Annotated in this window: 26 protein-coding genes and 1 riboswitch; of the genes, 16 read left to right on the top strand and 10 right to left on the bottom strand. The window is 67.1% G+C overall.

All coding sequences use genetic code 11. The features are described from left to right. Positions 1 to 64 precede the first annotated feature (64 nt). Both ftsH and AC3WJI_RS00710 read left to right on the top strand, forming a co-directional pair. On the top strand, positions 65 to 2,038 hold the full coding sequence (ftsH, locus tag AC3WJI_RS00715; RefSeq protein WP_492755306.1) for an ATP-dependent zinc metalloprotease FtsH: 1,974 nt from the start codon (positions 65 to 67) through the stop codon (positions 2,036 to 2,038). Positions 2,039 to 2,103: 65 nt separating this feature from the next. Continuing rightward, positions 2,104 to 2,475, top strand: coding sequence for a hypothetical protein (locus AC3WJI_RS00710; RefSeq protein WP_492755305.1), 372 nt, complete (start codon positions 2,104 to 2,106; stop codon positions 2,473 to 2,475). A gap of 135 nt (positions 2,476 to 2,610) precedes the next feature. Here the strand turns inward: AC3WJI_RS00710 and AC3WJI_RS00705 are convergent, their stop codons facing one another. Next, a complete protein-coding gene (locus AC3WJI_RS00705; RefSeq protein ID WP_492755304.1) occupies positions 2,611 to 3,675 on the bottom strand; it encodes a DUF3667 domain-containing protein in 1,065 nt (354 codons plus the stop codon). Positions 3,676 to 3,721: 46 nt separating this feature from the next. Between AC3WJI_RS00705 and AC3WJI_RS00700 the strand changes: the two genes are divergently transcribed. From AC3WJI_RS00700 to AC3WJI_RS00650, 11 genes are all read left to right on the top strand, one after another. After that, positions 3,722 to 4,981, top strand: coding sequence for a glutamate-5-semialdehyde dehydrogenase (locus AC3WJI_RS00700; RefSeq protein WP_492755303.1), 1,260 nt, complete (start codon positions 3,722 to 3,724; stop codon positions 4,979 to 4,981). 31 nt (positions 4,982 to 5,012) lie between these two features. Beyond that, complete coding sequence (locus AC3WJI_RS00695) at positions 5,013 to 5,264, top strand: CopG family ribbon-helix-helix protein (RefSeq protein WP_492755302.1); 252 nt, start codon at positions 5,013 to 5,015, stop codon at positions 5,262 to 5,264. After that, positions 5,261 to 5,539 carry a type II toxin-antitoxin system RelE/ParE family toxin gene (locus AC3WJI_RS00690; protein WP_492755301.1) on the top strand — a complete coding sequence of 93 codons (279 nt, stop codon included), beginning with the start codon at positions 5,261 to 5,263 and terminating at the stop codon, positions 5,537 to 5,539. The genes AC3WJI_RS00695 and AC3WJI_RS00690 overlap by 4 nt, the downstream gene beginning before the upstream one ends. Next, positions 5,536 to 6,195 (top strand): nicotinate-nucleotide adenylyltransferase, encoded by a 660-nt coding sequence (locus AC3WJI_RS00685; RefSeq protein WP_492755300.1) that lies wholly within the window; start codon positions 5,536 to 5,538, stop codon positions 6,193 to 6,195. The genes AC3WJI_RS00690 and AC3WJI_RS00685 overlap by 4 nt, the downstream gene beginning before the upstream one ends. 9 nt (positions 6,196 to 6,204) lie before the next feature. Then, positions 6,205 to 6,585 (top strand): ribosome silencing factor, encoded by a 381-nt coding sequence (gene rsfS / locus AC3WJI_RS00680; protein WP_492755299.1) that lies wholly within the window; start codon positions 6,205 to 6,207, stop codon positions 6,583 to 6,585. Between the two features lie 17 nt (positions 6,586 to 6,602). Continuing rightward, positions 6,603 to 7,025, top strand: coding sequence for a 23S rRNA (pseudouridine(1915)-N(3))-methyltransferase RlmH (locus tag AC3WJI_RS00675; protein ID WP_492755298.1), 423 nt, complete (start codon positions 6,603 to 6,605; stop codon positions 7,023 to 7,025). A 3-nt stretch (positions 7,026 to 7,028) separates the two neighbouring features. After that, a complete protein-coding gene (locus AC3WJI_RS00670; protein ID WP_492755297.1) occupies positions 7,029 to 8,198 on the top strand; it encodes a murein hydrolase activator EnvC family protein in 1,170 nt (389 codons plus the stop codon). Positions 8,199 to 8,263: 65 nt separating this feature from the next. Further along, positions 8,264 to 9,595, top strand: coding sequence for a S41 family peptidase (locus AC3WJI_RS00665; protein ID WP_492755359.1), 1,332 nt, complete (start codon positions 8,264 to 8,266; stop codon positions 9,593 to 9,595). Positions 9,596 to 9,598: 3 nt separating this feature from the next. Next, a complete protein-coding gene (locus AC3WJI_RS00660) occupies positions 9,599 to 10,084 on the top strand; it encodes a disulfide bond formation protein B (RefSeq protein ID WP_492755296.1) in 486 nt (161 codons plus the stop codon). Beyond that, positions 10,081 to 10,614: a demethoxyubiquinone hydroxylase family protein gene (locus AC3WJI_RS00655; protein WP_492755295.1), complete on the top strand. Its 534-nt coding sequence runs from the start codon at positions 10,081 to 10,083 to the stop codon at positions 10,612 to 10,614. Before AC3WJI_RS00660 ends, AC3WJI_RS00655 begins: the two co-directional genes overlap by 4 nt. A 50-nt stretch (positions 10,615 to 10,664) precedes the next feature. Beyond that, on the top strand, positions 10,665 to 11,069 hold the full coding sequence (locus AC3WJI_RS00650) for a hypothetical protein (protein ID WP_492755294.1): 405 nt from the start codon (positions 10,665 to 10,667) through the stop codon (positions 11,067 to 11,069). 67 nt (positions 11,070 to 11,136) lie between these two features. Here AC3WJI_RS00650 and AC3WJI_RS00645 read toward each other — a convergent pair whose 3' ends face one another. Further along, the gene (locus AC3WJI_RS00645; RefSeq protein WP_492755293.1) at positions 11,137 to 12,405 is read right to left on the bottom strand and encodes a hypothetical protein; all 1,269 of its coding nucleotides are present in this window, start codon (positions 12,403 to 12,405) and stop codon (positions 11,137 to 11,139) included. Between the two features lie 77 nt (positions 12,406 to 12,482). Between AC3WJI_RS00645 and AC3WJI_RS00640 the strand changes: the two genes are divergently transcribed. From AC3WJI_RS00640 to AC3WJI_RS00630, 3 genes are all read left to right on the top strand, one after another. After that, positions 12,483 to 13,730, top strand: coding sequence for a putative DNA modification/repair radical SAM protein (locus tag AC3WJI_RS00640; RefSeq protein ID WP_492755292.1), 1,248 nt, complete (start codon positions 12,483 to 12,485; stop codon positions 13,728 to 13,730). Positions 13,731 to 13,792: 62 nt separating this feature from the next. Further along, positions 13,793 to 14,275 carry a hemerythrin domain-containing protein gene (locus AC3WJI_RS00635; RefSeq protein ID WP_492755291.1) on the top strand — a complete coding sequence of 161 codons (483 nt, stop codon included), beginning with the start codon at positions 13,793 to 13,795 and terminating at the stop codon, positions 14,273 to 14,275. Positions 14,276 to 14,278: 3 nt separating this feature from the next. Continuing rightward, on the top strand, positions 14,279 to 15,661 hold the full coding sequence (locus AC3WJI_RS00630) for a UdgX family uracil-DNA binding protein (RefSeq protein WP_492755290.1): 1,383 nt from the start codon (positions 14,279 to 14,281) through the stop codon (positions 15,659 to 15,661). 162 nt (positions 15,662 to 15,823) lie between these two features. On the opposite strand, the gene AC3WJI_RS00625 is transcribed toward AC3WJI_RS00630, so the two are convergent. The 8 genes from AC3WJI_RS00625 to AC3WJI_RS00590 all read right to left on the bottom strand — a co-directional run bounded on the left by AC3WJI_RS00625 (position 15,824) and on the right by AC3WJI_RS00590 (position 26,133). Next, the gene (locus tag AC3WJI_RS00625) at positions 15,824 to 16,630 is read right to left on the bottom strand and encodes an aldo/keto reductase (RefSeq protein ID WP_492755289.1); all 807 of its coding nucleotides are present in this window, start codon (positions 16,628 to 16,630) and stop codon (positions 15,824 to 15,826) included. A 29-nt stretch (positions 16,631 to 16,659) separates the two neighbouring features. Beyond that, positions 16,660 to 16,938, bottom strand: a complete 279-nt coding sequence (locus AC3WJI_RS00620) for a hypothetical protein (RefSeq protein WP_492755288.1) — start codon at positions 16,936 to 16,938, stop codon at positions 16,660 to 16,662. Next, positions 16,872 to 17,369, bottom strand: a complete 498-nt coding sequence (locus AC3WJI_RS00615) for a DJ-1/PfpI family protein (protein WP_492755287.1) — start codon at positions 17,367 to 17,369, stop codon at positions 16,872 to 16,874. The genes AC3WJI_RS00620 and AC3WJI_RS00615 overlap by 67 nt, the downstream gene beginning before the upstream one ends. An 18-nt stretch (positions 17,370 to 17,387) precedes the next feature. Beyond that, positions 17,388 to 17,468: riboswitch (ZMP/ZTP riboswitch) on the bottom strand. Positions 17,469 to 17,501: 33 nt separating this feature from the next. Further along, positions 17,502 to 18,284: an N-acetylmuramidase domain-containing protein gene (locus AC3WJI_RS00610; protein ID WP_492755286.1), complete on the bottom strand. Its 783-nt coding sequence runs from the start codon at positions 18,282 to 18,284 to the stop codon at positions 17,502 to 17,504. 99 nt (positions 18,285 to 18,383) lie between these two features. Next, on the bottom strand, positions 18,384 to 19,997 hold the full coding sequence (locus AC3WJI_RS00605) for an alpha-amylase family glycosyl hydrolase (RefSeq protein WP_492755285.1): 1,614 nt from the start codon (positions 19,995 to 19,997) through the stop codon (positions 18,384 to 18,386). Then, positions 19,994 to 21,784, bottom strand: coding sequence for an alpha-amylase family glycosyl hydrolase (locus AC3WJI_RS00600; RefSeq protein WP_492755284.1), 1,791 nt, complete (start codon positions 21,782 to 21,784; stop codon positions 19,994 to 19,996). The genes AC3WJI_RS00605 and AC3WJI_RS00600 overlap by 4 nt, the downstream gene beginning before the upstream one ends. After that, positions 21,781 to 23,292 (bottom strand): tryptophan halogenase family protein, encoded by a 1,512-nt coding sequence (locus AC3WJI_RS00595; RefSeq protein ID WP_492755283.1) that lies wholly within the window; start codon positions 23,290 to 23,292, stop codon positions 21,781 to 21,783. The genes AC3WJI_RS00600 and AC3WJI_RS00595 overlap by 4 nt, the downstream gene beginning before the upstream one ends. A 24-nt stretch (positions 23,293 to 23,316) precedes the next feature. Then, positions 23,317 to 26,133: a TonB-dependent receptor gene (locus AC3WJI_RS00590; protein ID WP_492755282.1), complete on the bottom strand. Its 2,817-nt coding sequence runs from the start codon at positions 26,131 to 26,133 to the stop codon at positions 23,317 to 23,319. Between the last annotated feature and the right edge of the window lie 128 nt (positions 26,134 to 26,261).

Raw genomic sequence — 26,261 nt, 5'->3', positions numbered from 1 at the left:
CGTTGTTCCATTGCCATTAACTTGGCCGTGCCTATCTTGATGGGCGAAAGGGTTCGAGCTCGATATGAACGACAACAACAAGCCGCAGGGTCCCGAGAACGGCGGCGGCAATCCCTGGATGAAAAGCCTGCTGATCTGGGTGGGCATCCTCGCCGCGCTGGCATTGTTCGTCACGATGTTCGATCGACCCGCCGGCCAGGCCGCGGGCGACGCGATGTCCTATTCGAGCTTCCTCGACAAGGTGCAGGCCGGCGAGGTCAAGTCGGTCAACATCGCGGCGGGCTCGGCGGGCACCAGCCTCGTCTCGGGCACGCTTTCCAGCGACGCCAAGTTCCGTACCAACGCGCCCAACGATCCGCAGCTGATCTCGACGCTGCGCGAGAAGGGCGTCGCGATCAACGCGCGTCCCGAGGAGCAGCCGTCGGTCTGGTTCTACATCCTCTATCAGTCACTCCCCTTCCTGCTCTTCCTCGGCATCGCCTTCTTCGTGCTGCGCCAGATGCAGAAGAATTCGGGCTCGGGCGCGATGGGCTTCGGCAAGAGCCGCGCCAAGCTGCTGACCCAGAAGGAAGGCAAGGTCACCTTCGACGACGTCGCCGGCATCGACGAGGCGCGTGAGGAGCTCCAGGAGATCGTCGAGTTCCTCAAGGACCCGACCAAGTTCGCCCGGCTGGGCGGTAAGATCCCCAAGGGCGCCCTGCTCGTCGGCTCGCCCGGCACCGGCAAGACTCTGCTCGCCCGTGCAATTGCTGGTGAGGCGGGCGTGCCCTTCTTCACCATCTCGGGCTCCGACTTCGTCGAGATGTTCGTCGGCGTCGGCGCCAGCCGCGTCCGCGACATGTTCGAACAGGCCAAGAAGTCGGCACCGTGCATCGTCTTCATCGACGAAATCGATGCCGTGGGTCGTTCGCGCGGCGCGGGCCTGGGCAACCAGAATGACGAGCGCGAGCAGACGCTCAACCAGCTGCTCGTCGAGATGGACGGCTTCGAGGCCAACGAAGGCATCATCATCATCGCGGCGACCAACCGCCCCGACGTGCTCGATCCCGCGTTGCTCCGCCCGGGCCGCTTCGACCGCCAGGTCGTGGTGCCGCGCCCGGACATCGAGGGCCGCGTCAAGATCCTCTCGGTGCACATGAAGAAGGTGCCGCTGGCGCCCGACGTCGATCCGCGCGTCATCGCGCGCGGCACGCCGGGCTTCTCGGGCGCCGATCTCGCCAACCTGGTCAACGAGGCGGCATTGCTCGCGGCGCGCCGCGGCAAGCGCCTCGTCGCGATGAGCGAGTTCGAGGACGCCAAGGACAAGGTCATGATGGGCGCCGAGCGCAAGTCGATGCTGATGACCGAGGACGAGAAGCGCATGACCGCCTATCACGAGGCCGGTCACGCGATCGTCGCGCTCCACGAGCCTGCATCGGACCCGATCCATAAGGCAACGATCATCCCGCGCGGCCGCGCCCTCGGTATGGTGATGCGCCTGCCCGAGCGCGACCAGAACTCGATGCACCGCGACCAGATGTATGCGCATCTCTCGATCGCGATGGGCGGCCGTGTCGCGGAGGAACTGATCTTCGGCTATGACCGAGTCAGCTCGGGCGCCTCGTCGGACATCCAGTCGGCCACCCGCCTGGCGCGCTCGATGGTGACGAAATGGGGCATGTCCGAAGCGGTCGGTCCGCTCGAATATGCCGAGGACGAGCAGAGCTATCTCGGCTATGGCGGTGCCCGCTCGGCACCGATGTCGAACGAGACCGCGCAGCTGATCGACGCCGAGATCAAGAAGCTGGTCGAGGGCGGCCTCAACCGCGCCAAGCAGGTGCTGACCGACCATGTCGACCAGCTCCACAGCCTCGCGCTCGCCTTGCTCGAATATGAGACGCTGACCGGCGACGAGATCAAGCGGCTGATCGCCGGCGAGGATCTCGATCGCGAGGATCCGGGTGCCAAGGTCGCGCCGGTCGCGACTGCGGGCACCTCGATCCCCAAGATCCGCAAGCCCAAGGGTCCGTTCGGCAATCCCGCACCCCAGGGTGCGTAAGTTCAGTTGACGTTAAACGCGTCGCGGCTAGGCCCTCCCCGAGCGATCGTGGAGGGCTTTTTCGTATGCGGCGTCTGATGTTTGCGGCGGTGGCGGCGAGCCTGATCGCGCCGACGGCGGCACAGGCGATGAGCGTCGCGCAATTCCTCGCCAAAGCGAAAGCCCTGCAGTCGCAGGGTGCGCTCGCCATCCTTTCGCCCGATGCCGAACTGCTCAAACGCGAAGTCGCCGCGATCCGCGCCGCCTACACCGCCGACCTGCGCGCCGCGCGCGCCGCCGGACGCACCCCGCCGGGCTGCCCGCCCGAAACCGGCAAGCCCAAGCTCACGCCGCGTCAGATGCTCGCCGAGCTTGAGAAGATCCCGCCGGCCAAGCGCGGGATGAGCATGAAGGCGGCGGTCTACGCCTATATGAAGCGCACCTATCCCTGCCGCTGACGATATCGGGCTCGCTATCTTAAGCTTTTCCCCGGCGAAGGCCGGGGCCCAGTAACGGCGCAAATGCGGCGACACCCGCCGTCGCGACTCCGGGGTTCCTGGACCCCGGCCTTCGCCGGGGAACAGATATGCGCGTCAACCCGTCATCCCCATGCCGACCAGGATCAGCACGAATAGCACCAGGATGAGCGAGATGAACTGGCTGAGCACCACCGCACGCAGCAGCGCCGACCACCAGCGCAGCCGATAGGCCTGCTGGAGCTGCCGGGTGATGTGGACGAAGGGGATGGCCAGCCCCGCGATCGCCACCCATCCACGGGACAGGCCCAGCGCTGCGGCGATGGTCAGCACGATAAACAGCAGCGACATGAACGCGATCGAGTAGATGATGAAGACTGCGTGGTCGTATAATTTGTATTCGCGCTTCCAGAAGAACAACAGCCACAGGAAGGGCAACGACAAGGGGATCAGCAGCCAGGAGAATTTGTAGCCACTCGACTGCAGCTTGTAGAGCATCAGCGAGGGGTTCTTCTTCCACTTCTCGATGCCGTGATCGAGCGTGTACCAGCCGGTATGCACCTCCATCGAAGGGTCCGCTTCGCCGGGCGCGACATATTTCGCGGCCTGATTGAGACTGGCCAGCTCGCGCTCCGCGGCCGCGACGCGTTCCTCGTATCTGGCACGCTTGGGACTGTCTGCAGCGAGCTCGCCGAGCTGCTCCCGCGCCTCCGCGCGCTTCTCCTCCGCGTCCTTGCGCGCCTGCTCGATCGCCGCGGCCGGCTTGGCCGACAATCCGCCAAAGTCGGTCGGTGCCGATATCCCCGCGAAGGAGAACACCGCGAACATCGCGAAGATCGAGAACAGGAAGATTGCCATCGGCGAGACGAAGCGCGCGCGCTCGCCGGCAACGTAGCGCCGGGTCAGGTCGCCAGGTCGCCAGGTGAGCAGCGGCAGCGTCCGCCAGAACTTGCCCTCGAAATGGAACACGCCGTGGACGATCTCGTGCCCGATCGCATGCAGCGAGCGATGGACATGCCCCGCCTGCCCGCATTGATAGCAATGCGGGCCAATCAGCGCGGTCCCGCAGTTGAGGCACATGCTGTCGTGCCCGTGCGATTGCCCCTCGCCCGTCCGCGGCTCGATCGCGCGGCCGAGCAACCCTCCGGTGACGAGCTCACCCGCTGCTTCGAATTCCCCCATGGGGCATGGCCTATCAGCTTGCGCGAAGCCGTGCTAGCGGGTCGCCATGGCCGACGCCGACATCCCGACGCTGATCGCCGACATGACCACGCGCGCACGCAGCGCCGCTCGATCGCTCGCCGCAATGACGCGCGAGGAGAAGAGCGCCGCTTTGCGCGCCGCCGCCGCCGCGATCCGCGCGGACAGCGACGCGATCGGCGCCGCTAACGCCGAGGACATGGCCGCGGCCGAGGCGTCGGGTCTGTCGGGCGCGTTGCTCGACCGGCTCCGGCTCGACGCCGCTCGAGTCGAGGCGACCGCCGCGGGGGTCGAGGCCGTCGCCGGCCTCGACGATCCGGTCGGCAAGGTGATCGAGCGCGTCGACCGCCCCAATGGGCTGGTGCTGACCCGCGTGCGCATCCCGATCGGCGTGATCGGCATCATCTACGAGAGCCGTCCCAACGTCACCGCCGATGCCGGGGCGCTGTGCGCGATGTCGGGCAATGCCGCGATCCTGCGCGGCGGCTCCGAGGCGATTCGCAGCAACCGCGCGATCCACGCCGCGCTTGCCCGCGGCCTCGAAGCCGGCGGCATGCCCGCCGACGCGATCCAGCTCGTCCCCGTCACCGATCGCGCCGCGGTCGGCGCGATGCTCACCGCCGAGGGCGCGATCGACATGATCGTCCCACGCGGCGGCAAGAGCCTCGTCGCGCGCGTCCAGGCCGAGGCGCGCGTGCCCGTGCTCGCGCATCTCGATGGTCTCAACCACACGTATATCGATCGCGCCGCCGACCCTGCTATGGCGCGTGATCTCGCGCTCAACGCCAAGATGCGCCGCACCGGCATCTGCGGCGCGACCGAGACCCTGCTGATCGACCGCGGCTTCGCCGATCCCGCGCCGGTGCTCGCCGCACTCGCCGATGCCGGCTGTGAGCTGCGCGGCGACGCCGAGATCCGCGCGCTCGAACCCCGCGTCACGCCGGCCAGCGCCGAGGATTGGGACACCGAATATCTCGATTCGATCCTTTCGGTGAAACTGGTCGACGGTGTCGATACCGCGATGGCGCACATCGCCGCGCACGGATCGCACCATACGGACGCGATCGTCACCGAGGACGAAGCCACCGCCGAGGCCTTCCTCGCTCAGGTCGACAGCGCGATCGTGATGTGGAACGCCTCGACGCAATTCGCCGACGGCGGCGAGTTCGGCCTCGGCGCCGAGATCGGCATCTCAACCGGCCGCCTCCACGCCCGCGGCCCGGTCGCGCTGGAGGGGCTCACCACGTACAAATGGGTCGTCCGCGGCACCGGCCAGGCACGGCCTTGATCGCTACGTTACAATTGTATACATCCGTAGCATGAAGACATCGGTTGTAACGGCGCGTCTCGACCCGGAAACGTTGGCGGCGCTGGATAAGCTCGCTGAATATCATGAGCGCTCACGCGCTTGGCTCGTTGCAAAAGCGGTGACCCGGTACGTCGAGGAGGAGAGCGAGTTCTTTGCATTCCTTCAGCAAGGAGAAGACGAGATCGCGCGCGGGGAATACGTCTCGCATGAGGATCTCGTCGCGGAGATCCAGGCGATGCGGCTCAAGAAAGACGCTGCTTGAAGCACCTGATCTGGTCGAAGACTGCGCGCAAGGAGCTCTTCGAAATTGCGGGCTATTACAACCAGCTCGACCCCGATCTTCCAGACGTATTGCTCAGCCGCATCGAGCAGGCGCCGCTGGCGTTGCTCGATTATCCTGGGATCGGTAGTCCCACCGCGCGACGCGGCGTCCGCAAGTGGCGCGTGCGCCACACCCCATTTCTCTTATTCTATGCGACGCAGGGCGACACGATCGAAATTCGCCGGGTACGGCACGTGCGGTCCGAGCCCTCATGAAACGCATCGGTCTCCTCGGCGGCTCGTTCAACCCTGCGCATCGCGGTCACCGCAAGCTCTCGCTCCACGCGATCCGCGCGCTGGGGCTCGACGAAGTGTGGTGGCTGGTCTCGCCGGGCAATCCCCTGAAGCCGGTCGAAGGCATGGCGCCCTTCGCCGCGCGGCTCGCCTCGGCGCGGCGGATGGCGCGCCACGCCCCGATCCGGGTCAGCGACATCGAGGCGCGGCTGCACACCCGCTTCACCGCCGACACCCTCGCCAAGCTGCCCCCGCTCTATCCGCGGCACCGCTTCATCTGGCTGATGGGCGCCGACAATCTCGCCCAGTTCGATCAATGGGAGCGCTGGCGCGACATCGCGCGGCAGGTTCCGATTGCGGTGATCGCGCGTCCGGGCTATGATGCTCGCGCTCACGCTAGTCCCGCGATGAGTTGGCTGCGGCGCGCTGTGCGGCCCGCAGGCCAGGCGAAGAAATGGACGAGTTGGAGATTGCCCGGCCTCGTGCTGTTGCGCTTCCGCCCCGATCCGACTTCGGCGACCGCCATTCGCGCCGCCGATCCTGCCTGGCACCGGCACTTTCCGGACGTGCGCGGGATGCCCATATCCCCGCCGTCGGTGCCGTCTCCACCGCCGCGCACAGACTGCCTGCAACCCTGAGGAACGAACTTGGCAACATCCCCCAATGTGCAGCATGCCCCCGGTGCCGATGGCGTCGAGGCGCTGCACGCGCTCGTGATGGCTTCGCTCGACGACGATCAGGCGGTCGAGACCGTCTCGATCCCGCTCGCCGGCAAGAGCAGCATCGCCGATTACATGGTCGTCGCCTCGGGCCGCTCGACCCGGCAAGTCGCGTCGATGGCCGCCAAGCTCGCCGAGAAGATCAAGGCCGAGTTCGGCCGCAGCCCGCGCATCGAAGGCCTGCCGACCGCCGATTGGGTGCTGATCGACGCAGGCGACGTCATCGTCCATCTGTTCCGCCCCGAAGTGCGCACCTTCTACAATCTCGAGCGCATGTGGTCGTTCGGCGAAACCGCAGGCCAGGCCTGACCGGCTAAAGGCAGCGCATGCTGCTCCACATCGTCGCGCGCGGCCGGATCGGGCGCAGTCCCGAGGCCGAATTGGTCGAGCGCTACCTGAAGCGCGTCGCCTGGCCGACGCGAATCACCGAGCTTCCCGATGCCGGCGGCAAGATGCCCGAGCAGCCGCCCGGCACGCGCCTCGTGATGCTCGACGAGACCGGCGAGAACCTGCCCTCGCGCACCTTCGCCGAGCGGCTCGGCCGCTGGCGCGACGACGGGGTGCGCGAGGCGCGGTTCCTGATCGGCGCGGCCGACGGCTTCGACGACGCCCAGCGCGCCCAGGCCGACATGCTGCTGTCGTTCGGCCGCGCGACCTGGCCGCACATGATGGCACGCGCGATGCTCGCCGAGCAATTGTGGCGCGCCACCGCGATCCTTGCCAATCATCCCTATCACCGCGAAGGGTGAGCGATGGGACCCGCGCGGAGCATCGCCTTGGCCGCTGCCTTGCTGGCGATGCTCGCCGCGGGCAGCATGGCGCCGGCGCAGCAATTGCGCGAGCAGCAGGCGCGGCTGAAGTCCGCCACCGCCGAATCCGCCGCCGCCGAAGCCCGCGCGCGCGCGCTCGAGGCCGCCGCCGCCAATGAGCGCGACCGCGCCGCCCAGGCGCGCGGCCAGGAAGCCGCCGCCGCCGAACGAGTAAAGGCTGCCCAGGCCGACATCGCCGCCGCCGAGGCGCGGATCGCGATCGTCGACAGACTGCTCGCGGCGCAGCGCCTCCAGGTCGCCGAGCGCCAGGGCCCGATCGTCCGGCTGATCGCCGCGCTGCAATCGATGGCGCGCCGCCCCGCGGTGCTCGGGCTCATCCAACCCGGCTCGACCGAGGACATCGTCCATGTCCGGGCCGTGCTCGGCACGACGCTGCCGATCGTCGCGCGGCGCACCGCCGAGGTCCGCGCCGAGCTCGCCCGCGTCCAGCGGCTGCGCGCCAACGCCGCAGCGGCGGTGACCAGCCTGCGCGACGGCCGCGCCCGGCTCGAGGCCGAACGCATCGGCCTGGTCCGGCTCGAGGCCAGCCACCGCGCCCGCTCGCAGGCGCTTGGGCGCAGCGCCCTGGTCGAATCGGACCGGGCGCTCGCGCTTGGCGAACGCGCCCGCGACATCGTCGACCAGATGCAGTCGCAGGGCGAGGCGAGCCAAGTCCAGCGCGAGTTGCTGGCGCTGCCCGGTCCGCTGCCGCGCCCTGACGACGAAACCGCGCCGCCGCCCAGCCGCGCCGCCGCTTATCGCTTGCCGGTCGCCGGCCAGCTCGTCACCGGCCTGGGCGAACTCTCCGCCACCGGGGTGCGCGCCCGCGGCCTCACCCTCGCCACCGCCGTCAACGCCCGCGCGGTCGCCCCCGCCGCCGGGCGCGTCGTCTATGCCGCGCCGTTCCGTGGCTATGACGGCGTCGTCATCCTCGATCACGGCGAAGGCTGGACGACGCTCGTCGCCGGGCTAGGCGGGCTCGCAGTGCGGGTCGGCGACCAGGTCTCGCAGGGGCAGCTGATCGGCCGCGCCTGGAAGAGCGGCGAGCCGCGCGTCACCGTCGAGCTGCGCCGCCGCGGGCAGCCGATGGACCTCGCGCAATTGCTGAACTGACAGGCCGTGTAAATGCCGTTATCCTGCACTAAATCACGCTAAGCCGTTTTGTCGAAAGTCGTATGATGCTGCGTCCGCTTCTCCAGGTCACTGCCGCCGTCAGCGCAATTGCGCTCGTGCCCGTCGCATCGGGGGCGATGGCCGGGGTCGACACCAACAGCTACCGCGAACTCGACACCTTCATGGAAGTCTACAACCAGGTGAAGGCGAACTATGTCGACAAGGTAGACGACAAGACGCTGGTCAAGGGCGCGATCGCCGGCATGCTCGCCGCGCTCGATCCGCATTCCTCGTTCGCCGACGGTCTCGACTTCGACAATCTCAAGATTCAGACCGAGGGCAATTATGGCGGGCTCGGCCTGACGGTGACGCAGGAGGAAGGCGCGGTGAAGGTCATCGCGCCGACCGAGGACACTCCCGCAGCGCGTGCCGGCATCAAGTCGGGCGACTTCATCACCCATATCGACGGCAAGTTCATCGTCGGCGGCAGCCTCGACGAGGCGATCGAGCAGATGCGCGGCCAGCCCGGCACCAAGATCAACCTGACGATCGTGCGCCCCGGCGCCGACAAGCCGCTCCAGCTCACCCTCGTGCGCGAGATCATCGTCCAGAAGCCGGTGAAGTGGGAGGTCAAGGACGGCGTCGGCTACATCAACATCAACACCTTCACCGCGCAGACCGGCGCCGACACGATTCGGGCGATCCAGGAGATCGACAAGAAGCTCGGCCACAAGCCGCTCGGCTATGTCGTCGATCTGCGCGAGAATGGCGGCGGCCTGCTCAGCGAGGCGATCGCCGTCTCGGACGTGTTCCTCGGGCACGGCGAGATCGTCTCGCAGCGCGGCCGTGAGAAGAACGATATCGAGCGTTATTATGCCGAATCGATGGTCCCGGGCGATCTCGCGCGGGGGCTGCCGGTGATCGTGCTGGTCGATTCGGGCACCGCCTCGGCCTCCGAAATCGTCGCCGGCGCGCTCCAGGACCATCATCGCGCGCTGGTGATGGGTGTGCGCAGCTTCGGCAAGGGCTCGGTCCAGACGATCCTGCCGATGGGGTCGCGCGCCGCCTTGCGCCTCACCACCGCGCGCTATTTCACCCCGTCGGGTCATTCGGTCCAGGAGGGCGGAATCAAGCCCGACCTGCTCGTGCCGCAGCTGTCCGACCCCGATTACAAGGATCGCACGGTGATCCGCGAGGCCGATCTGCGCAAGCACCTGATCAACGCCGAGAAGGTCGACGACGCGACGCTCGAGCAGGACGCCCGCACCGATCCGCGCTTCGCGGCGACCGCCGATCAGCTCAAGAAGCAGGGGATCGACGACTTCCAGCTCCATTATGCGCTGCAGACGATCGCGCGCTCGGGCGGCAAGCCCCAGGTCGCGGTCAAGGGCCGCTGAGGCATGCGCAGCGACGGGCTCCGCACCGCACGTTGGATCGCGCTCCTGCTCCCGGCGGCATTGCTTGCCGGTGCCTGGGGATCGCAACTGTTCGGCGGGCTGTTCCCCTGCGAGATGTGCCATTGGCAACGCTGGCCGCATTACGCGGCGGTCGTGGTCGCGGCCCTGTCCTTCGCGCCACTGCCGCGCCCGGTGCAGATGCTGTTCGTATTGTTCGCCGGGGTGCTGATCGCAGTCAGTGGGGCGATCGGGGTATTCCATGTCGGAGTAGAACATCATTGGTGGCAGGGGATCACTGCCTGCACCGCTCCGGTTGGGCATGGTGACGCGATGGACCTGCTCAACCAAGCGCTGCGTCGTCCGCTGATCCGCTGCGACGTGCCGCAATGGACTTTGTTCGGGATCAGTCTCGCCGGGTTCAATGCGATCCTCTCGCTCGGCGGCGCGATCGCGATCTTCGCGCTGGCGCCGCGAAAGGCGCGGCGATGAGCTGGAAGCCCGGCGACCCCCGCGAAGGCACGGACGCGATGGTCCGCGTCGACCAGGCGGGCGAATATGGCGCGACGCGGATCTATGCCGGTCAACTCGCGATGATGGGTGATCGCACACCCACGGCGCGGATGATCAACGGGATGGCCAACCAGGAAGAGCGCCACCGCGCCTTTTTCGACGCGATGATCGCGAACCGCGGCGTACGCCCGACCGCGCTCCAGCCGTTCTGGGACGTCGCCGGCTTCGCCTTGGGCGCGGTCACCGCCGCGATCGGCCCCGCCGCCGCGATGGCCTGCACCGCGGCGGTCGAGACCGAGATCGACCTGCACTATCAGCGCCAGCTTGCCGAACTGGGCGACAAGGACCCCGAGCTCAGCCACGCCGTCGCCGAATTCCGCGACGAGGAGCTCGAGCATCGCGACACCGCGCTCGCGCACGGCGCCGAGACCGCGGTCGCCTATCCTTTGCTGTCCGGGCTTATTCGGCTGGGCTGCCGCGCTGCCATTGCGGTTTCGAAACGGATATGACAGCCAAGTCGCGCGTTGACGCGCGACAGGTTGCGCAAGGAGAAGCCGGGATGCTCAAGCGGATCGTGATCATGGCAGGGCTGGCGGCAATGCCGCTGCTGGTGCCCGCCGCGCAGGCGCAGAACGCCGCGCAGAGCGGCGTCCTGGTCATATACGGCAACGACAAATGTCCGACCAATGACAATGGCGAGGAAATCGTCATCTGCCAGCGCCTCGACGAGGCCGACCGCTATCGCATCCCCCAGACCCTCCGTCAGCCCTCTAGCCGCCCGCAGGCGAATGAAAGCTGGGCAGTGCGCTCGCAGGATGCGCTCGACGCCGGCCGGATGGGCACTGGCAGCTGCTCGACCGTTGGCCCGGGCGGCCAGACCGGCTGCTTCGTCCGCCAGGCTACCCAGGCCCGCGCCGAATCCCGCGCCCGCCGCCAGGAACAGACCGACCTGCCGCTGCCCTAATCCTGTTCCCCGGCGAAGGCCGGGGCCCAGTCGCAGTGCAGTCGCGGGGCAGTTCTCGCTCGCCAGTTCATTGAAACAGGTCCCCGGCCTTCGCCGGGGAACATTGCGTTAGCCCTGTGGCTTGCTCGCGATCCCGCAACCACGTCGGCGGCGCCCGCAACACGCACTCCCCGATGATCCACAGCATCGCCGCGCCGCGTACCCCCGCGGCGATTGCGACGTCGGTAGGCGTCGCGGTCGGCCAGCCGTGCTCCATCGATCCCAGCCACCAGAATTCGGCGAAATAGGCCGCCACCCCGCCCATTACGAATAGCGCCACCGGCCACAGCCGCGGTGCGGTCATCAGCAGCAGCGGGTAAAGCCACAAATCGAATTGCGGCGAATAGACTTTGTTGGTCAGCATGAACCAGGCGAGCACCGGGGTGAACAGCACCCACAGATGGTCGCGATGCCTGCGCCAGCCCAGCGCGACGATCACCGCGAAGCCGATCAGGAAGGCGAGCGCGGCGTAGCGATTGCGCGCCTCGGTCGAGGTGATCCACCAGCCCATATTGGCGAAGACGTCCCAGGTCGCGGCAATGGTCCCTGGGCGAACCTGCGAGAAGCGGTAGAATTCGCTCCAATTCTCGCGCGCGAACAGCGCCACCGGCACATTGACCAGCAGCCACACGCCGATCGCCGCCACCGAGAGCCCGGCCGCGCGCACCAGCCGGTCGCGCCACGGCCTCGCGTCGCCAAATAGCGCGCTCAAGCCGATCAGCGGAAGCGCGAGCACCGGAAACAGCTTGGCCGCCGTCCCCAACCCTGCCGCCATCGCGCCGGTCACCAACCGGCCCTGCCGCGCGAGGAGCAGCGCGCCGACCGCGAGCGCCGTCGCCGCCATGTCCCAATTATGCCCGAGATAAAGCACCAGCGGCGGCGCCAGCGCCCAGCCCCATAGGCGGCGCGCGTCCATCCCGGCGGCGAGAAACCATTTCAGGACCAGCGCCGCGAGCAGCGCGTTGGCCACCACCACCACGCCGAGAAAATGCCCGTTGCGCGCGCGGGGGCCGAACAGCAGCCGCGTGGCGCTGCCCTCGACCCAGATCTGCGCGCCGGTGAGCACCGGATATTCCATCTGCGCCTGGAAATAGGGGACCCTGCCCTCGGCGACGCCGCGGGCCGACCAGAAAGGCATGACGTCGTTGTAGCAGCCGGTGTTGTATTGCTCGGCGTGGGTCCAGCCGCCGGGCACGCAATGGCCCTTGAACAGCCAGCCGGCGCCGCACGTTGCCCAGAAAGCTAGCCACAGCGCGAACAGGCGCCAGTTCACGTCTCGCGGAAGAGCCCAGCCCATGCTGGCTGCTTATCGCCTGCGACGAGTAGCGTCCATCATCGCTGGACTTTGCGATATCAAGAACATAGATGGAACACATGGCCAAGCTGGATGTACGCGAAAAGCTGGAAATCCTTGCCGACGCGGCGAAATACGATGCGTCCTGCGCCTCGTCGGGAACCGCGAAGCGCAACTCCGCCGGCGGCAAGGGCATCGGTTCGACCGAAGGCATGGGCATTTGCCATGCTTATGCCCCAGACGGCCGCTGCATCAGCCTGCTCAAGATCTTGCTGACCAACAGCTGCATCTTCGACTGCCATTATTGCATCAACCGCAAAAGCTCGAACGTCCGCCGCGCGCGCTTCACCCCCGAGGAGGTCGTCGATCTCACGCTGAGCTTCTACAAACGCAATTATATCGAAGGGCTGTTCCTGTCCTCGGGCATTATTCGCTCGTCCAACTATACGATGGAGCAGATCGTCCGGGTCGCCCAATTGCTCCGAGAAGTGCATGATTTCAGGGGATATATTCACCTGAAAACCATCCCCGACGCCGACCCTGAGCTGGTCCACCAGGCAGGGCTCTACGCCGATCGCGTCTCGATCAACGTCGAACTGCCCACCGTCGCCGGGCTCCAGCGCCTCGCGCCCGAGAAGTCGGCGCCGCGGATCGAGGCCGCTATGGGCAATGTTCGCCACGATCTCGACAGTTCGGCCGATGCCGGCAAGCGCTTCAAGTCCGCGCCGAAGTTCGCCCCCGCCGGCCAGTCGACCCAGATGATCGTCGGCGCCGATGCCGCGACCGACGGCGACATCATTACCCGCGCCGCCGGGCTCTACGACCGCTTCGCGCTGCGCCGTGTCTATTATTCGGCGTTCAGCCCGATCCCCGACGCCAGCGCGGTGCTGCCGCTCCAGCGCCCGCCGCTGATGCGCGAGCACCGTCTCTATCAATCCGATTGGCTGATGCGCTTTTACGAGTTCCAGCCCAAGGAAGTCGCGCAGGCCGCCGACCCGGCGACGGGGATGCTCCCGCTCGACATGGATCCCAAGCTCGCCTGGGCGCTGCGCTTCCGCGATCGCTTCCCGGTCGACGTCAACCGCGCCCCGCGCGAGGCGCTGCTCCGCGTGCCGGGGCTGGGCGTGAAGGCAGTCGACGCAATTCTCGCAACGCGGCGCTGGCGGCGTCTGCGCCTCGCCGACGTCGCGCGGCTAACCGCGTCGATCACCAAGGTCCGCCCGTTCCTCGTTGCCGAAGACTGGAAGCCGGTGGCACTCGCCGACCGCGCCGATCTCCGCCCGCTCGTCGCGCCCAAGCGCGAGCAGCTCGAATTGTTCGCCGCCTGAGAATGACTCGCGGCTGAAACAAGGCCCCGGCTCGCCGGTTGGAGCGGGCGAAGGAGATCCCCATGGCCGACGCACGCATCTTCGAAGACCTCAAGGCCGATCACGACCGGCAGCGCGCCTTGCTCAAGCGCGTCGGCGACCATCCCGGCACCGATGAGCCGCGCCGCGAGGCGTTCGAAACGCTGCGGCTCGAATTGCAGGCGCATGCCGCGGCGGAGGAGGAATCGCTCTATGCGACGATGCTCGCCGATCCCGAGTTGCGCGAGGACGCGCGCCATTCGGTCTCGGAGCATAAGGAAGTCGACGATTTCCTCGGCGAATTGCTCGATCTCGAATTCGGCGCGCCCGAATGGGATGAGAAGTTCGGCGAGATGCGCCACCGTTACGAACATCATATCGACGAGGAAGAAGAGGAGATGTTTCCCACCGCGGCCGAACATCTGCCCGCCGAGGTCGAGGAAAAGCTCGCCCGCGTCTTCGAGGAGCGCAAGCCCGCCGAGCTCGAGCGCGCCGAGGAACATGCACCGGGTGACGAACGCGAATAAGCGATGCGCGTAGTCGCGCTCGCCGCCGAGGACGATTTCGAGGGGTGGCGCGACGCGGCGCGCGCACTCGCCGGCGCGCGGGTGCCGCCGTCGGAACTGGTCTGGCAGGTCGGCGATGCGCCTGTCGACCTGTTCGGCGACGAGGCGGTGCTCGCCCCCGTCGCGCCCGCCGCGTTCCGCGTGCCACGCCCCTTTCTCGATCTCGCGCAGAGCGTGGTCCTTCACGCCGATCCGCAGCGCTTCGCCTTGCTCTACACCCTGCTCGTCGGACTGATCGCCGAGCCGCGCCGGATCGACGACGCTGCCGACCCGCTCGTCCGCCGGCTCGAAGAGATGGCCAAGGCCGTGCGCCGCGACATCCACAAGATGCGCGCTTTCGTGCGCTTCCGCGAAGTCCAGGACGAGGCAGGCGTGCGCTACGTCGCCTGGTTCGAGCCCGAACATCACATCGTCCGCGCAAATGCCCGCTTTTTCGTCGATCGCTTCGCCAATATGCGCTGGTCGATCCTCACACCCGAGCTCTCGCTCCACTGGGACTGCGAGACGCTCGCCGAGGGTCCGGGCGCAACCAAGGCCGACGCGCCAGGCGACGATCCGGTCGAGGACGTCTGGAGGACCTATTACGCGTCGATCTTCAATCCGGCGCGGCTCAAGACCGGCATGATGCTCAAGGAGATGCCGCGCAAATATTGGAAAAACATGCCCGAGACCGCGTTGGTCAAGGAGCTGGTCGCGACGGCGCGGCAGCGGGAGACCGGAATGGTGGCAAAGGCGCGAGCCGCGATCGGCGGCAATATCGAGGCGGCATGGGCGGCGCTGCGCGACGAGGCGGCGGGGTGCACGCGCTGCCACCTCTACAAACATGCGACGCAGACCGTTTTCGGCGAAGGGCCGGTCGACGCGCGGATGATGTTCGTCGGCGAGCAGCCCGGCGACCAGGAGGACCTCGCCGGCAAGCCGTTCGTCGGCCCGGCCGGACAGATGTTCGACAAGGCGATCGGCCAGGCCGGGATCGATCGCGCGGGCGTCTACGTCACCAATGCGGTCAAGCATTTCAAGTTCGAGCCGCGCGGCAAGCGCCGGATCCACTCCAAGCCGGACGCCGGCGAGATCAGCGCGTGCCGCTGGTGGTACGAGCAGGAACGGCTGCTGGTGAAGCCCGAGATGACCGTCGCGCTCGGCGCCACCGCCGCGCGGCAGATGCTCGGCAAGGTGGTGACGATCAGCGCTACCCGCGGTCGCCCGATCGAGCTTGCCGAGGGCGGCACCGGCTGGGTGACGATCCACCCGAGCTTTCTGCTCCGCATGCCCGACAAGAGCCGCGCCGAAGACGAGTTTGCTGCGTTCGTCGAGGATTTGAAGAGCGCGGCGAAGGCATTGGGTTAACCGCGGGCCATGTTCACATTCCACTTATCCCGTAATGAATCCCACCCCGGCGAAGGCCGGGGCCCAGTTGCAATGTCGTTCGAGAGGGTGGCCCGACTTCAATGCGTTCGTCGAACCTGGTCCCCGGCCTTCGCCGGGGTGGGTTAAGAGCGGATATATCAGTCAGAAACTCTCGGGATCCGGCCCCAGGCGTCCCGCCGGATCGTCGAGCGCATCGATCGCCCCGATGTCCGCCGCCTCGAGCCGCACCTCCCCGGCGGCCAGGTTCGCCGCGAGCCGCTCGCGTGCCGACGCCTTGGGGATCACTGCCAGCCCGTGGTGCAAATGCCAGGCGAGGATCGCCTGTGCCGGCGTGCAGCCGTGCGCCTCGGCGATGCGAACGATCGCGTCGTTGGCGAGCAAAGTCCCCTGCCCCAACGGTGCCCAACTCTGCGTGAGGATTCCCCGCTCGGCATGGAATTCGCGCAACGCGCGCTGCTGGAAGCCGGGATGGAGCTCAACCTGGTTGAGCGCCGGAGCCACCCCGGTCGCCTCGATGATCGCGCGCAGATGCTCGGCATTGAAGTTCGACACGCCGATCGACTTGGCCCGCCCCTCGTCGCGCAGCCGCACCAGCACCTTCCACGCCTCGACATATTTGCCGAGCGATGGCATCGGCCAGTGGATCAGATAGAGGTCCACGTGGTCGCGGCCGAGCTGTTCGAGGCTATGGTCGAACGCCCGCAACGCCGCATCAGGATCGAGCGAATCGCGCCACAATTTGGTCGTGACGAACACGTCCTGGCGCCCGCCCAGCCCCTCGGCGACGCCGCGTTCGTTGCCGTACAAGGACGCGGTGTCGACCAGCGCATAGCCGAGCTCGACCGCCTCGCGGGTGATCCGCGGCGCTTCGTCGTTCGGCACGAGATAGGTGCCGAAGCCGATCGCGGGGATGGCGCGGCCGTCGTTCATCGTCAGCGTGGCGGGCATCAGCAACTCCTCTTGGCAGGCCCGCCCGTCTAATCGCCCCTGGCCGCCTCCGCCAGACGCGCGGCGATCGCCCGCACCCTATCCGCGCGCCCGGGCGCAAGCCTGTCGACCATCGTCCGATAGCGCGCCAAGGTCTCTGCTTCGGCGCGTTCGGGTGCGCCGCTGTCGAACGGCGGTGCCGGATCATATTCTAGGCTGAGTTGGACGAGGCGGGCATGTTCCTCGCCGCGGATCGCCGCGGTCAGCGCCAGCGCAAAGTCGATCCCCGCGGTGACGCCGCCCCCGCTGACCCGGTTGCGATCGAACACGACGCGCTCGCCGACGGGTTCGGCGCCGAACCAGGCGAGCTGCTCGCGCGACGCCAATGGCAGGCGGCGCGATAGCCGGTGAGCAGCCCCGCCGCGGCGAGGATCAGCGAGCCGGTGCAGACGCTGGTCACCCACTGCGCGCTATCGGCGACCTGGCGCACCCAGGCGAGCGTCTCGGGATCCTCCATTACCGCGACGGTGCCGAAGCCGCCGGGGACGCAGAGGATGTCGGCGCGCGGCACCTCGGAGAAGCTGGCGGTCGGGTGCAGCGCGAACTGCGCATCGGTCGGCACTGGATCGCGCGTCTTCGCCGCCAGATCGAGCCGGACATTGCCAAGGCGGGAAAGGACCTGGGCGGGCCCGGTCAAGTCGAGCTGGGTAACGTCGGGAAACAGCAGGAAGACGATATGGAGCGGCGCGGCTTCGGGCATGTTTCCTCCGGCAAGTTGCGAGGGTGCCCAGGCGATGCGGCGGCTATCCCTGCGCTTCCCGATGGTGCTCCATCCCGGTCGCCAGTCACGCAGATGCGCCTAGTTTAGGTCCCGCACGCACCCCGCGCAACCTTAGAGCCCGAGCGCCTGCCGCGTCTTCGCGCCGACGATGCCGTCATTGCCCAGCGCGTGCGACTTCTGAAACGCGACCACAGCCGCCTTGGTCGCGGGCCCGAAATCGCCGTCCGGGATCAGGCCCAGCTTCTTCTGGAGCAAGGCTACATCGGCACCGTCATCGCCCATCTTAAGCGTGCGCTGGATCGCGTCGGTCCGCGGCGGCGAGATCGCGTGCAGCGTATAGGCGGCGGCGAGCTTGGTATCGTAGCGGTTCTTGAGGAAGGCCGGGCCATTATAGCCGCGCGCGAACCCCGCCCAGTCGCGCCGGCACAGTTCGTCGTCGAGCTTGTTGAGCTTCACGAAGCGAACGAATGCCGCGAGATGGTCGTCCTCCGAACGGCACATGCCGCGGCAGAAATCCTCGACATCGGGCGTGCCGAGCGATTCATGGTGATAGCCCATGATCTGGAACGCGCCCCAGCTCGCCGATTCGAGCGCGGCCTTGCGATCCAGCGCGATCGCCTGGGCGAGCCGGTCATATTCGGCGGCCCCGCCCTGATAGCCGCCGGGCTCGCTCGACGAGATGTCGGGGTGCGACTGGTCGAACCGCCCGCCGGTGCGCTTGCTGAAAACATGGCGCTCGAACAGGATCTTGGGGCGCGTATCGGAGAGGAAGCCGCCGCGGCTCTCGACGTCGATCACGGCCTTCACCGCGGCGACGTCGCAGCCGATTGCGTCGGCCGCCTTCTGGATCGCGTCGGGACTGAAAGCAGTCGCAGGTCCGGAGAATTCGAGCATTGCGCACTCCTCATACGGAAGCCAGACGGCCGGCAGTTTCCGGAAAGGATGCGATTCCCTGCAGCTATTCTATGGCAGCCCCGCCGCGGAGGCAATTCGCTATTCGGCGATCAGCCCGGCAAAGGGCGGCAGCTGCGCCGGCGTGGCGCCGTTGACTGCCTCGACCACGCGCTTGCCGCGCCAATCCTGAGGCAGGGTGACCGTCTCTTCGCCGAGATTGAATGCGCAGAACAGCGTCTGGCCCTCCGCCCTACGCTCGAGCACCAATAGCGCCGCCCCGGCTTCGCGGATCGTGATCGACCCGGTCATCAGTGCCGGGCGCGAATGGCGCAGCGCGATCAGCCGCCGGGTCAGATTGAGCAGCGAGCCGGGATCGGCCTGCTGGCGATCGACCGCAAGCGCGGCGTGATCGCCGCCGACCGGAAGCCAGGGCTTGCCGGTGGTGAAGCCCAAGGCAGGCGCGTCGGCCTGCCACGGCAGCGGGGTGCGCACGCCGTCGCGGCTGAGCGTCAGCGGCCAATTGGCGATCGCCTCGGGATCCTGCAGGTCGGCGAAGCCGATCTCGACCTGGGTCAGTCCCAATTCCTCGCCTTGGAACAGGATGGCGTTGCCGCGTAGCGCGAGCAGCAACAGCATCTTCACTCGCGCGAACGCGGCGCGATGCGCATCGCCCACCCAGCGCGAAACCGCACGCGGCGCGTCATGATTCTCGAAGGCCCAACTCGGCCAGCCCATCCCCGGTTCGGCAGGCCAGCCCGCCGCGGCATCGCGCACCAATGCGGGCGTCAGCCGATCGGCATAGAGGAAGGCGAAGCTGTACGCCGAGTTGAGCCGCGTCTCGCCCGCGGTGAACGCGTGCATCTCGGCCTCCGGGTGCGGCCCGCCGACTTCGGCGACGGTGAAGCGGCCGCCATAGCTGTCGGTCAGCGCGCGAATCCGCTCGAGGAAGCGCGGGATGTCGGCATGGCTCTGATTGTAGAGATGCTGCTGAAAGTCGAAGCTTCGCGTGCGGGGCCTGCCGGTGTCGGGCGCGGGCGGGTTATCGCGCAGCTCGGGATCGTGCATCGAGAAGTTGAGCGCGTCGAGCCGGAACCCGTCGACGCCGCGGTCGAGCCAGAATTTCGCGGTGGCGAGCGTCGCCTCCTGCACTTCCGGATTGTGGAAATTGAGGTCGGGCTGCTCGCGCAGGAAGTTGTGCAGATAATATTGCCCGCGGCGCGCGTCCCAGGTCCAGGCCGGGCCGCCGAACACCGACTGCCAGTTGGTCGGCGGACTGCCGTCAGCCTTGGGATCGGCCCAGACATACCAATCGGCTTTCGAATTGTCGCGCGACGACCGGCTTTCCTTGAACCAGAGATGCTGATCCGAGCTGTGCGAATAGACCTGGTCGATGAGCACCCGCAGGCCGAGCTGGTGCGCGCGTGCGATCAAGGCATCGAAGTCGGCCAGCGTGCCGAAGATCGGGTCTACGTCGCAGAAATCGGCGATATCGTAACCGAAGTCGCGCATCGGCGAAGTGAAGAAGGGCGACAGCCAGATCGCATCGACGCCGAGCGCGGCGACATGATCGAGATGCGCGGTGATTCCGGCGAGATCACCGACCCCGTCGCCGTTCGAATCGGCGAAGCTGCGCGGATAGATCTGGTAGATCACCGCGCCACGCCACCAATCGCGCGTGTCGGCTTCGGGATGCTGGGCGAGCAGTTCGTTCATTGCGGCTTTCCGGCGGCGCAGACGGCGTAGCCGAACGCGGGTACTGACAGAGTGAGGCTTCCCGGCGCGGCTGCGGCTGCGGGGCAGCTTCCGGCGAGCGCGGTGAACGCCGTGGAAGCGGTCTCGACCGCGACATTGCCGGTCCAGGGCTGCCCGCTCGAATTGAACGCGATCAGGACTTCGTGGCCGTCGGCGGGATCGAAGCGCGAGACCGCGAACAGCCCGGGCTTGTCGCCGGCGAAGCGCGTCACCTGGCGGCCGCGGGTGAGCGCGGGCTGTGCGCGGCGGAGCTTGGCCAGCGTCGCGATCTCGCGGAACAACGGGTGCTCGGGATTGAAGTTGGCGACCGCGTTGGTGCGGTCGGTGCCGAGCAGCTGGTTGTCGGTGTAGCTCGCGACCTTGCTGGCGAACATGTCCTCGCGCGCGTCCTGATCGGCGCCGTCGCCGACGAAGCCCTGCTCGTCGCCCGAATAGATCGTCGGCACGCCGCGCAGCAGCAACAGCATCGCATGCGCGAGCCGGTCGCGCGCGAGCAATTCCGATGCGCTCGCCTTCGGATTGGCCTCGCGGAGGAAAAAGGCGGCACGGCCCTGGTCGTGGTTGCCGAGGAAGGTCGGCAGCGTATGCGCCATTGCCTCACCGCCCTCGTAGAGCGGATCGGCGGCGAACACCGCGGCAAGCTTGTCGGTCCCGGCCGTACCAGCGCTGACTGCATTGACCGCGCGCGCAAAGGCGAAGTCGAGCACCGCCGGCAATTTGTCGACGCGGGTGTGCCGTGCGAGCGCCGACGTGTCGGGATCGGCGACCTCGCCGAAAATATGGAAGTTGGGAATGCCCTTGGCCTTGGCGCGGGTCAGCATCGCGGGGACGAAGGTCTGCCAGAATTCGGGGTTCACGTGCCGCGCGGTGTCGATGCGGAAGCCGTCGATCCCGAACCGGTCGATCCAGCTACCGAAGATATCGATCATCCCGCTGACCACCCGCGGATTTTCGGTCATCACGTCGTCGAGCCCGACGAAATCGCCCATCGTCGAACTCTCGCCGGCGAAGGTCGAGTTGCCGCGATTATGGTAGTAGATCGGATCGTTGAGCCAGGCCGGGACCTTCACGGCCTTCTCCGCGGCGGGGACGAACGGCGTGTAGGCGTAATCGGGCCTGGTCAGCTTGGCGAAATTCTCGGGCGTCGCGATGCCGTCGCCGGCGAAGTCCTTATTGATCGCCTCGCCGGCGACGCCCCCTTTGCGGCCGTACGGAAAATCGGCACGAGACCGATAGGTACAGTCGCCGCACTCGCGATACTGGATCACGTCCGCGGTGTGATTGACGATGATATCCATATAGACCTTGATCCCGCGGGCATGCGCCGCGTCGACCAGGGCCTTGAAGTTGGCATCGGTGCCGAGATGCGGATCGACCCGCGTGAAATCGGTCACCCAATAGCCGTGATAGCCCGCCGATTCCTGGCCCTTGGGGCCCTGCACCGGCTTGTTCTTGAAAATTGGACCGACCCAGATCGCGGTCGCGCCGAGCGCCTCGACATAATCGAGCCGCTGGAGCAGCCCCTTGAGGTCGCCGCCGTGATAGAAGCCCTTGGCCGCGGGATCGAAGCCAGTGACCAGCCGGTCGCCCTTCAGCCCGCCGTGATCATTGGCGGCGTCGCCATTCTCGAAGCGATCGGGAAGAAGGAAATACAGGACCTCATCCTCGGGCAACCGATCGCGATAGCTCTGCGCGGCGGCGGGCGTGGCAAGCAGCCCGGCGAGAAAGGCGAAGGCGGCGAGCTTCATGCGGCAATATCCTCGCGCGCGGCGCAATGCCGGCGAATGAAGGCGGCGTGATCGGGCATCTGCGCCACCTCGCGCGCAGTGAGCTGCGCCAGCAGATCGAGATATTCGGCGAGTTCGGCCGGGACAGGCTGGTCGGCCAGCGGATGATGCCCCGCCGCCGCGACGCCCTGCCCGGCGAGCACCTGGAGCCACGCCACTTCGCTGAACAGATCGCCCTCGTCGCGAACGATCTGCCCGGCGGTGCGCCACAAGTCGATCTTGTGCGCCAATCCCTCGGGAAGCGGCGTCTCGCGCCGGGCGCGCCAGAACTGCGCGTCGCGATCGTTGGCCCAATAATGGAGAATCAGGAAGTCGCGGATGCGATCGACTTCGCGATGGGCCTGACGGTCATATTCGGCGCGCTGGGCCTCGCTGATCCGCCGCCCGGGGAGCAGCTTGAGCACGCGCTCCACCGCCGACTGGATCAGATGGATGCTGGTCGATTCGAGCGGCTCGAGGAACCCGCTCGCAAGCCCGACCGCGATGACGTTGGCGCGCCAGAACGCGTGTCGCTTGCCCGCGGTGAAGCGCAGCGGCCGCGGCTCGGCGAGCGCCGGGCCGTCGAGATTGGCCAGCAGCCGCGCTGCCGCCTCGTCGTCCGAAAGCGCATCGCTCGCATAGATGATGCCGTTGCCGGTGCGGTGCTGGAGCGGGATCCGCCACTGCCAGCCCGCGTCATGCGCGGTGGCGCGGGTATAGGGCGTGAAGTCATCGGCCCGCGCGCTCGGCACCGCCAGCGCGCGGTCGCAGGGCAGCCAGTACGACCAATCCTCATATCCGACGCCCAGCGTCTCGCCGATCAGCAGCGCGCGAAACCCGGTGCAATCGATGAACAGATCGCCGGCGATCGAGCGTTCGCCGTCGAGCCGCAGCGCCGCGATATCGCCATTCTCACCGTTGCGGGATACCTCGACGATCCTGCCTTCGATGCGGGTGACGCCTCTCGCCTCGGCGTAGTTTCGCAGGAAGCGTGCATAAAGCGCGGCGTCGAAGTGAAATGCATAGGGCATCTCGGGCAGCATTGCCGAGGTCCGCGCCGGGCCGCGTTGCATCCGGTTCGCCCGCGCCGCAACCTCGTTGAGCGAATAGACGCCGAGCGGCTGGGCCACCCCCTCGGCCTGCCCGCGCAGCCAGCTATGCTGGAATGCTACGCCTCCGCTCTCGCGCCCGACCTCGCCGAACGCGTGCATGTAGCGCCCGCCCTGCGTCCAGCCGACGAACTCGATCCCGAGCTTGAAGCTTGCCTGGGTCGCCGCGACGAAGGCGTTCTCATCGATCCCCAGTGCGGCGTTGAACTGGCGGATCTGCGGGATCGTCGCCTCGCCGACCCCGACCGTCCCGATCGCATCGGACTCGACCAGGGTCACTGCGAAGCCGGCGCCGAGGAAGCGCGCCAGCGCTGCCGCGGTCATCCATCCCGCGGTGCCGCCGCCCGCAATGACGATGCGATAGGGTTCGGCCGACGCCACGTTACGCTTCCTCGGAAAGTCGCCTCAGAACTTGTACGTGATGCCGAGATAGTAATCGCGGCCGTAGCGCTGATATTCGCGCGCGAGCCGCGTATCGCCCGCTTCGGTGGTCACGAACGGCGCGTCGGTGAGGTTCTTCGCCTGGGCGAGGATCGAGAAGCCCGCAAGCGGGCCGCTCCGAAACTCGTAGCCGATCTGGGCATCGAGCACGCCCTCGGCCTTGCCGGTGCGGTATTCGGGATTGGCCGAGAGCCCCGCCAGCTCGGCGAGGAACTCGTCGCGCCAGCGATAGGTCGCCCGCGCCTGGAAGCCGTTCTTCTCGAAATAGGCCGTGCCCGAGCCGATCCACTTCGACTGACCGGGCAAGGTCACCGCCGAATTGTCGGCATAGACGATCTTGCTGTCGACATAGGAGCCGCTGGCGAAGATGCCGAAGCCGTCGAGCGCCTGGCTGAACACGCTGAACGGCAGCGACGCCGTCGCCTCGAGCCCGAGAATGTCGCCCCGGCCGGTATTCGCCGGCGCCTTGACCAGCCCGAACTGCGCATTCTGCGCCACGACGATCGCGCGCTGCGCCGGCGGCAACACCGACAGCAGCGGCGAGAAATCATAGAGCACGCTGTTGTTGGGATCGACGAAGTCGGTGAGGCGCTTGTAGAAACCAGTCAGCGCCAGATAGCCGCCGCCGGCGAGGTATTTCTCGAACGAGATGTCGATGTTGCCCGATTTGTAGGGCTTCAGCGCGAAATTGCCGCCGTCCGAGCTGAACGGGCTGTTCTGCGGTGCGCTGCCGAGGCCGATCTTGGCGAAATCGATATTGACCGCCTGGGTGATGCGTTCCTGATCGAGGCGCGGGCGGACCATCGTCTGCGCGGCACCCAGCTTGATGAAGAAGCCGTCCTCCAACTCGAGGCTGAACGTCGCCGAGGGCAGGAAGTCGGTATAGGTCGTCTCGTCGGCGACCGGCGACGTCGTCACCACCCCGGCCTGAAGCGCGGCGATCGCCCCCGACGAGCCCTGCTTGGTGTGGACCACCTGGAGCCCTAGCGAACCCTTGAGCGCCTTGCCGCCGACGGTGCCGTCGATCGCCAATTTGGCATAGCCGGTCAGCACCTTTTCGGTGATGATATTGTCGCGGACCAGCGAGCCCGGCCGGCCGTCGAAATACGGCGCGAGCAACGAATAGACCTTCAGCGGATCATAGGTCAGCATCTTGGGCACGCCGAGATAATCGAGCGAGACTTGCTCATCGAGAATCGCATCGGCGGGCACAGGCACGCTGAGTGGCGTTCCGCTGGCGACGGTACAATTTGTGCCGCCGCCCTCGGGGCAGAGGAAGTACGACTTGTAGCGGCTCTGCTTCTCGCGGCGGCTGTAGTTCGCGCCGATTTCCCAACGGCTGAAGATGCTACCGCCGATCTCGCCGTTCAGGCTGGCGCGCAGTGCCTTGAGGTCGTCGGTGAAATCGGGCCGGTTGAGGAACCCCGCCTGCACCACCGTCTCGACGCCGTTGAATCCCCAGCCACGCGGGTCGGTCAGGCTGATGATCCCGGTATTGGTGTAATCGAGCGTCGGAACGATGTCGAAGGTGCCGTCATCGTTGTGGGTGATGTGAATCGTGTCCTTCGCGCCCGACTGGTTGTAGCCGGTGCCCGAATAGGTCTCGAGCAGGAAATCGGTGCGCGTCGCGCGGCTCCAGCTCGCATCGACGACGAAGTGGACCGTGTCGCTCAGGCGAAGATCGTTGTTCCAGCCGAGCGACAGGTTCTTGGCGGTGCGCTTGTTGTAATCGTTGCGCTGGACGCCGACGACGTTGGTGATGATCGCATCGGTGACCAGCCCGTTTTCAACGGTATAGCCCGGCTGGATCGTCGCGTTCGAACCGAAGGCAGGCGCGATCGGGAACTCGATCCCGCGCAGCCGCTGCACTTCCTCGAAGTTCGAATAGAGCGCGTCGAAGGTCGAGTGGAAATTTTCGCTCGGCGCCCATTCGACCGTGGCGACGCCGCCATAGCGCTTGAGCACGCTCGACTGGACATAGGGCTTGGCACCGCCGAGGAAGAGATTGCCGCCGGCGGCCGCCTCCGATGGGAAGCCCCAGGCGGCGTAGCGCTCGTTCTGCGTCGGCGTGCTCTGCGCCGAGACGCCGATCGCGATGCCGAGCGTGTCGTTGGCGAACTTGTCGACATAGGTCGCCGAGGCGCGATAGCCGTAGCGGCTGCCGTCGGGATTGAGCTTGTCCTTCTCGTTCATCTGGCCGCGCGCGGCGACGACGAAGGCTTGCTTCGATTCGAGCGGGCGCAGCATGCGCAGGTCGACCGTGCCGGCGATGCCCGCGGCGACCAGCGAGGCGTCGGCGGATTTGTAGACATTGACCGTCTTGAAGAATTCGGACGGATACTGGTCGTATTCGACGCCGCGATTGTCGCCGACGGTGACCTGCTCGCGGCCGTTGAGCAACGTCGTCGAGAAGTCCGGGCCGAGGCCGCGGATCGAAAGGCGCTGGTCGCGGCCCTCGAGGCGCTGCGCGGTGACGCCGGGCAGGCGCGCGAGCGAATCCGCGATCGAGACGTCGGGAAGCTTGCCGATATCCTCGGACGAGACCGAATCGACGATCATCGCCTCGTTGCGCTTGATGTTCGCCGAGGATTGCAGCGAAGCGCGGATGCCCGAGACGACGATTTCCTGGTCCGGAACGTCCTGCGTTCCCCGGTCGGGAACGTCGGCAGTCTGGACGTCCTGCGCCAGCGCCGGCGTGGCGGCGGCCACGAACAGGAGCGCCGCGGCAAGTGCGCGGCTGCTCGCCCCGAGCGCCACATGGCTACGCTTTTTGTCGATCAAAGTCCGTCTCCCCTAATCTGCGCTCCGTTTCCAGCTCTGGCGGCCGGTCGATCTCGGATGCGCAACATGTGCTGCGCAGAACTGCGCGTCGTCGCCGCGCCACATCTTCCGAAAGTGCCGGTTTGGAC

It is taken from the genome of Sphingomonas sp. FW306-1B-B10E, from assembly GCF_058782005.1.
Note: the sequence above shows the minus strand (reverse complement) of the source record. Positions and strands in the feature narration are given on the sequence as shown.

Coding starts and splice junctions, on each gene's coding strand:
- ftsH (WP_492755306.1), top strand. CDS start 65: ATGAACGACAACAACAAGCCGCAGGGTCCCGAGAACGGCGGCGGCAAT.
- AC3WJI_RS00710 (WP_492755305.1), top strand. CDS start 2,104: ATGCGGCGTCTGATGTTTGCGGCGGTGGCGGCGAGCCTGATCGCGCCG.
- AC3WJI_RS00705 (WP_492755304.1), bottom strand. CDS start 3,675: ATGGGGGAATTCGAAGCAGCGGGTGAGCTCGTCACCGGAGGGTTGCTC.
- AC3WJI_RS00700 (WP_492755303.1), top strand. CDS start 3,722: ATGGCCGACGCCGACATCCCGACGCTGATCGCCGACATGACCACGCGC.
- AC3WJI_RS00695 (WP_492755302.1), top strand. CDS start 5,013: ATGAAGACATCGGTTGTAACGGCGCGTCTCGACCCGGAAACGTTGGCG.
- AC3WJI_RS00685 (WP_492755300.1), top strand. CDS start 5,536: ATGAAACGCATCGGTCTCCTCGGCGGCTCGTTCAACCCTGCGCATCGC.
- AC3WJI_RS00675 (WP_492755298.1), top strand. CDS start 6,603: ATGCTGCTCCACATCGTCGCGCGCGGCCGGATCGGGCGCAGTCCCGAG.
- AC3WJI_RS00670 (WP_492755297.1), top strand. CDS start 7,029: ATGGGACCCGCGCGGAGCATCGCCTTGGCCGCTGCCTTGCTGGCGATG.
- AC3WJI_RS00665 (WP_492755359.1), top strand. CDS start 8,264: ATGCTGCGTCCGCTTCTCCAGGTCACTGCCGCCGTCAGCGCAATTGCG.
- AC3WJI_RS00660 (WP_492755296.1), top strand. CDS start 9,599: ATGCGCAGCGACGGGCTCCGCACCGCACGTTGGATCGCGCTCCTGCTC.
- AC3WJI_RS00655 (WP_492755295.1), top strand. CDS start 10,081: ATGAGCTGGAAGCCCGGCGACCCCCGCGAAGGCACGGACGCGATGGTC.
- AC3WJI_RS00650 (WP_492755294.1), top strand. CDS start 10,665: ATGCTCAAGCGGATCGTGATCATGGCAGGGCTGGCGGCAATGCCGCTG.
- AC3WJI_RS00645 (WP_492755293.1), bottom strand. CDS start 12,405: ATGGGCTGGGCTCTTCCGCGAGACGTGAACTGGCGCCTGTTCGCGCTG.
- AC3WJI_RS00640 (WP_492755292.1), top strand. CDS start 12,483: ATGGCCAAGCTGGATGTACGCGAAAAGCTGGAAATCCTTGCCGACGCG.
- AC3WJI_RS00635 (WP_492755291.1), top strand. CDS start 13,793: ATGGCCGACGCACGCATCTTCGAAGACCTCAAGGCCGATCACGACCGG.
- AC3WJI_RS00630 (WP_492755290.1), top strand. CDS start 14,279: ATGCGCGTAGTCGCGCTCGCCGCCGAGGACGATTTCGAGGGGTGGCGC.
- AC3WJI_RS00625 (WP_492755289.1), bottom strand. CDS start 16,630: ATGCCCGCCACGCTGACGATGAACGACGGCCGCGCCATCCCCGCGATC.
- AC3WJI_RS00615 (WP_492755287.1), bottom strand. CDS start 17,369: ATGCCCGAAGCCGCGCCGCTCCATATCGTCTTCCTGCTGTTTCCCGAC.
- AC3WJI_RS00610 (WP_492755286.1), bottom strand. CDS start 18,284: ATGCTCGAATTCTCCGGACCTGCGACTGCTTTCAGTCCCGACGCGATC.
- AC3WJI_RS00605 (WP_492755285.1), bottom strand. CDS start 19,997: ATGAACGAACTGCTCGCCCAGCATCCCGAAGCCGACACGCGCGATTGG.
- AC3WJI_RS00600 (WP_492755284.1), bottom strand. CDS start 21,784: ATGAAGCTCGCCGCCTTCGCCTTTCTCGCCGGGCTGCTTGCCACGCCC.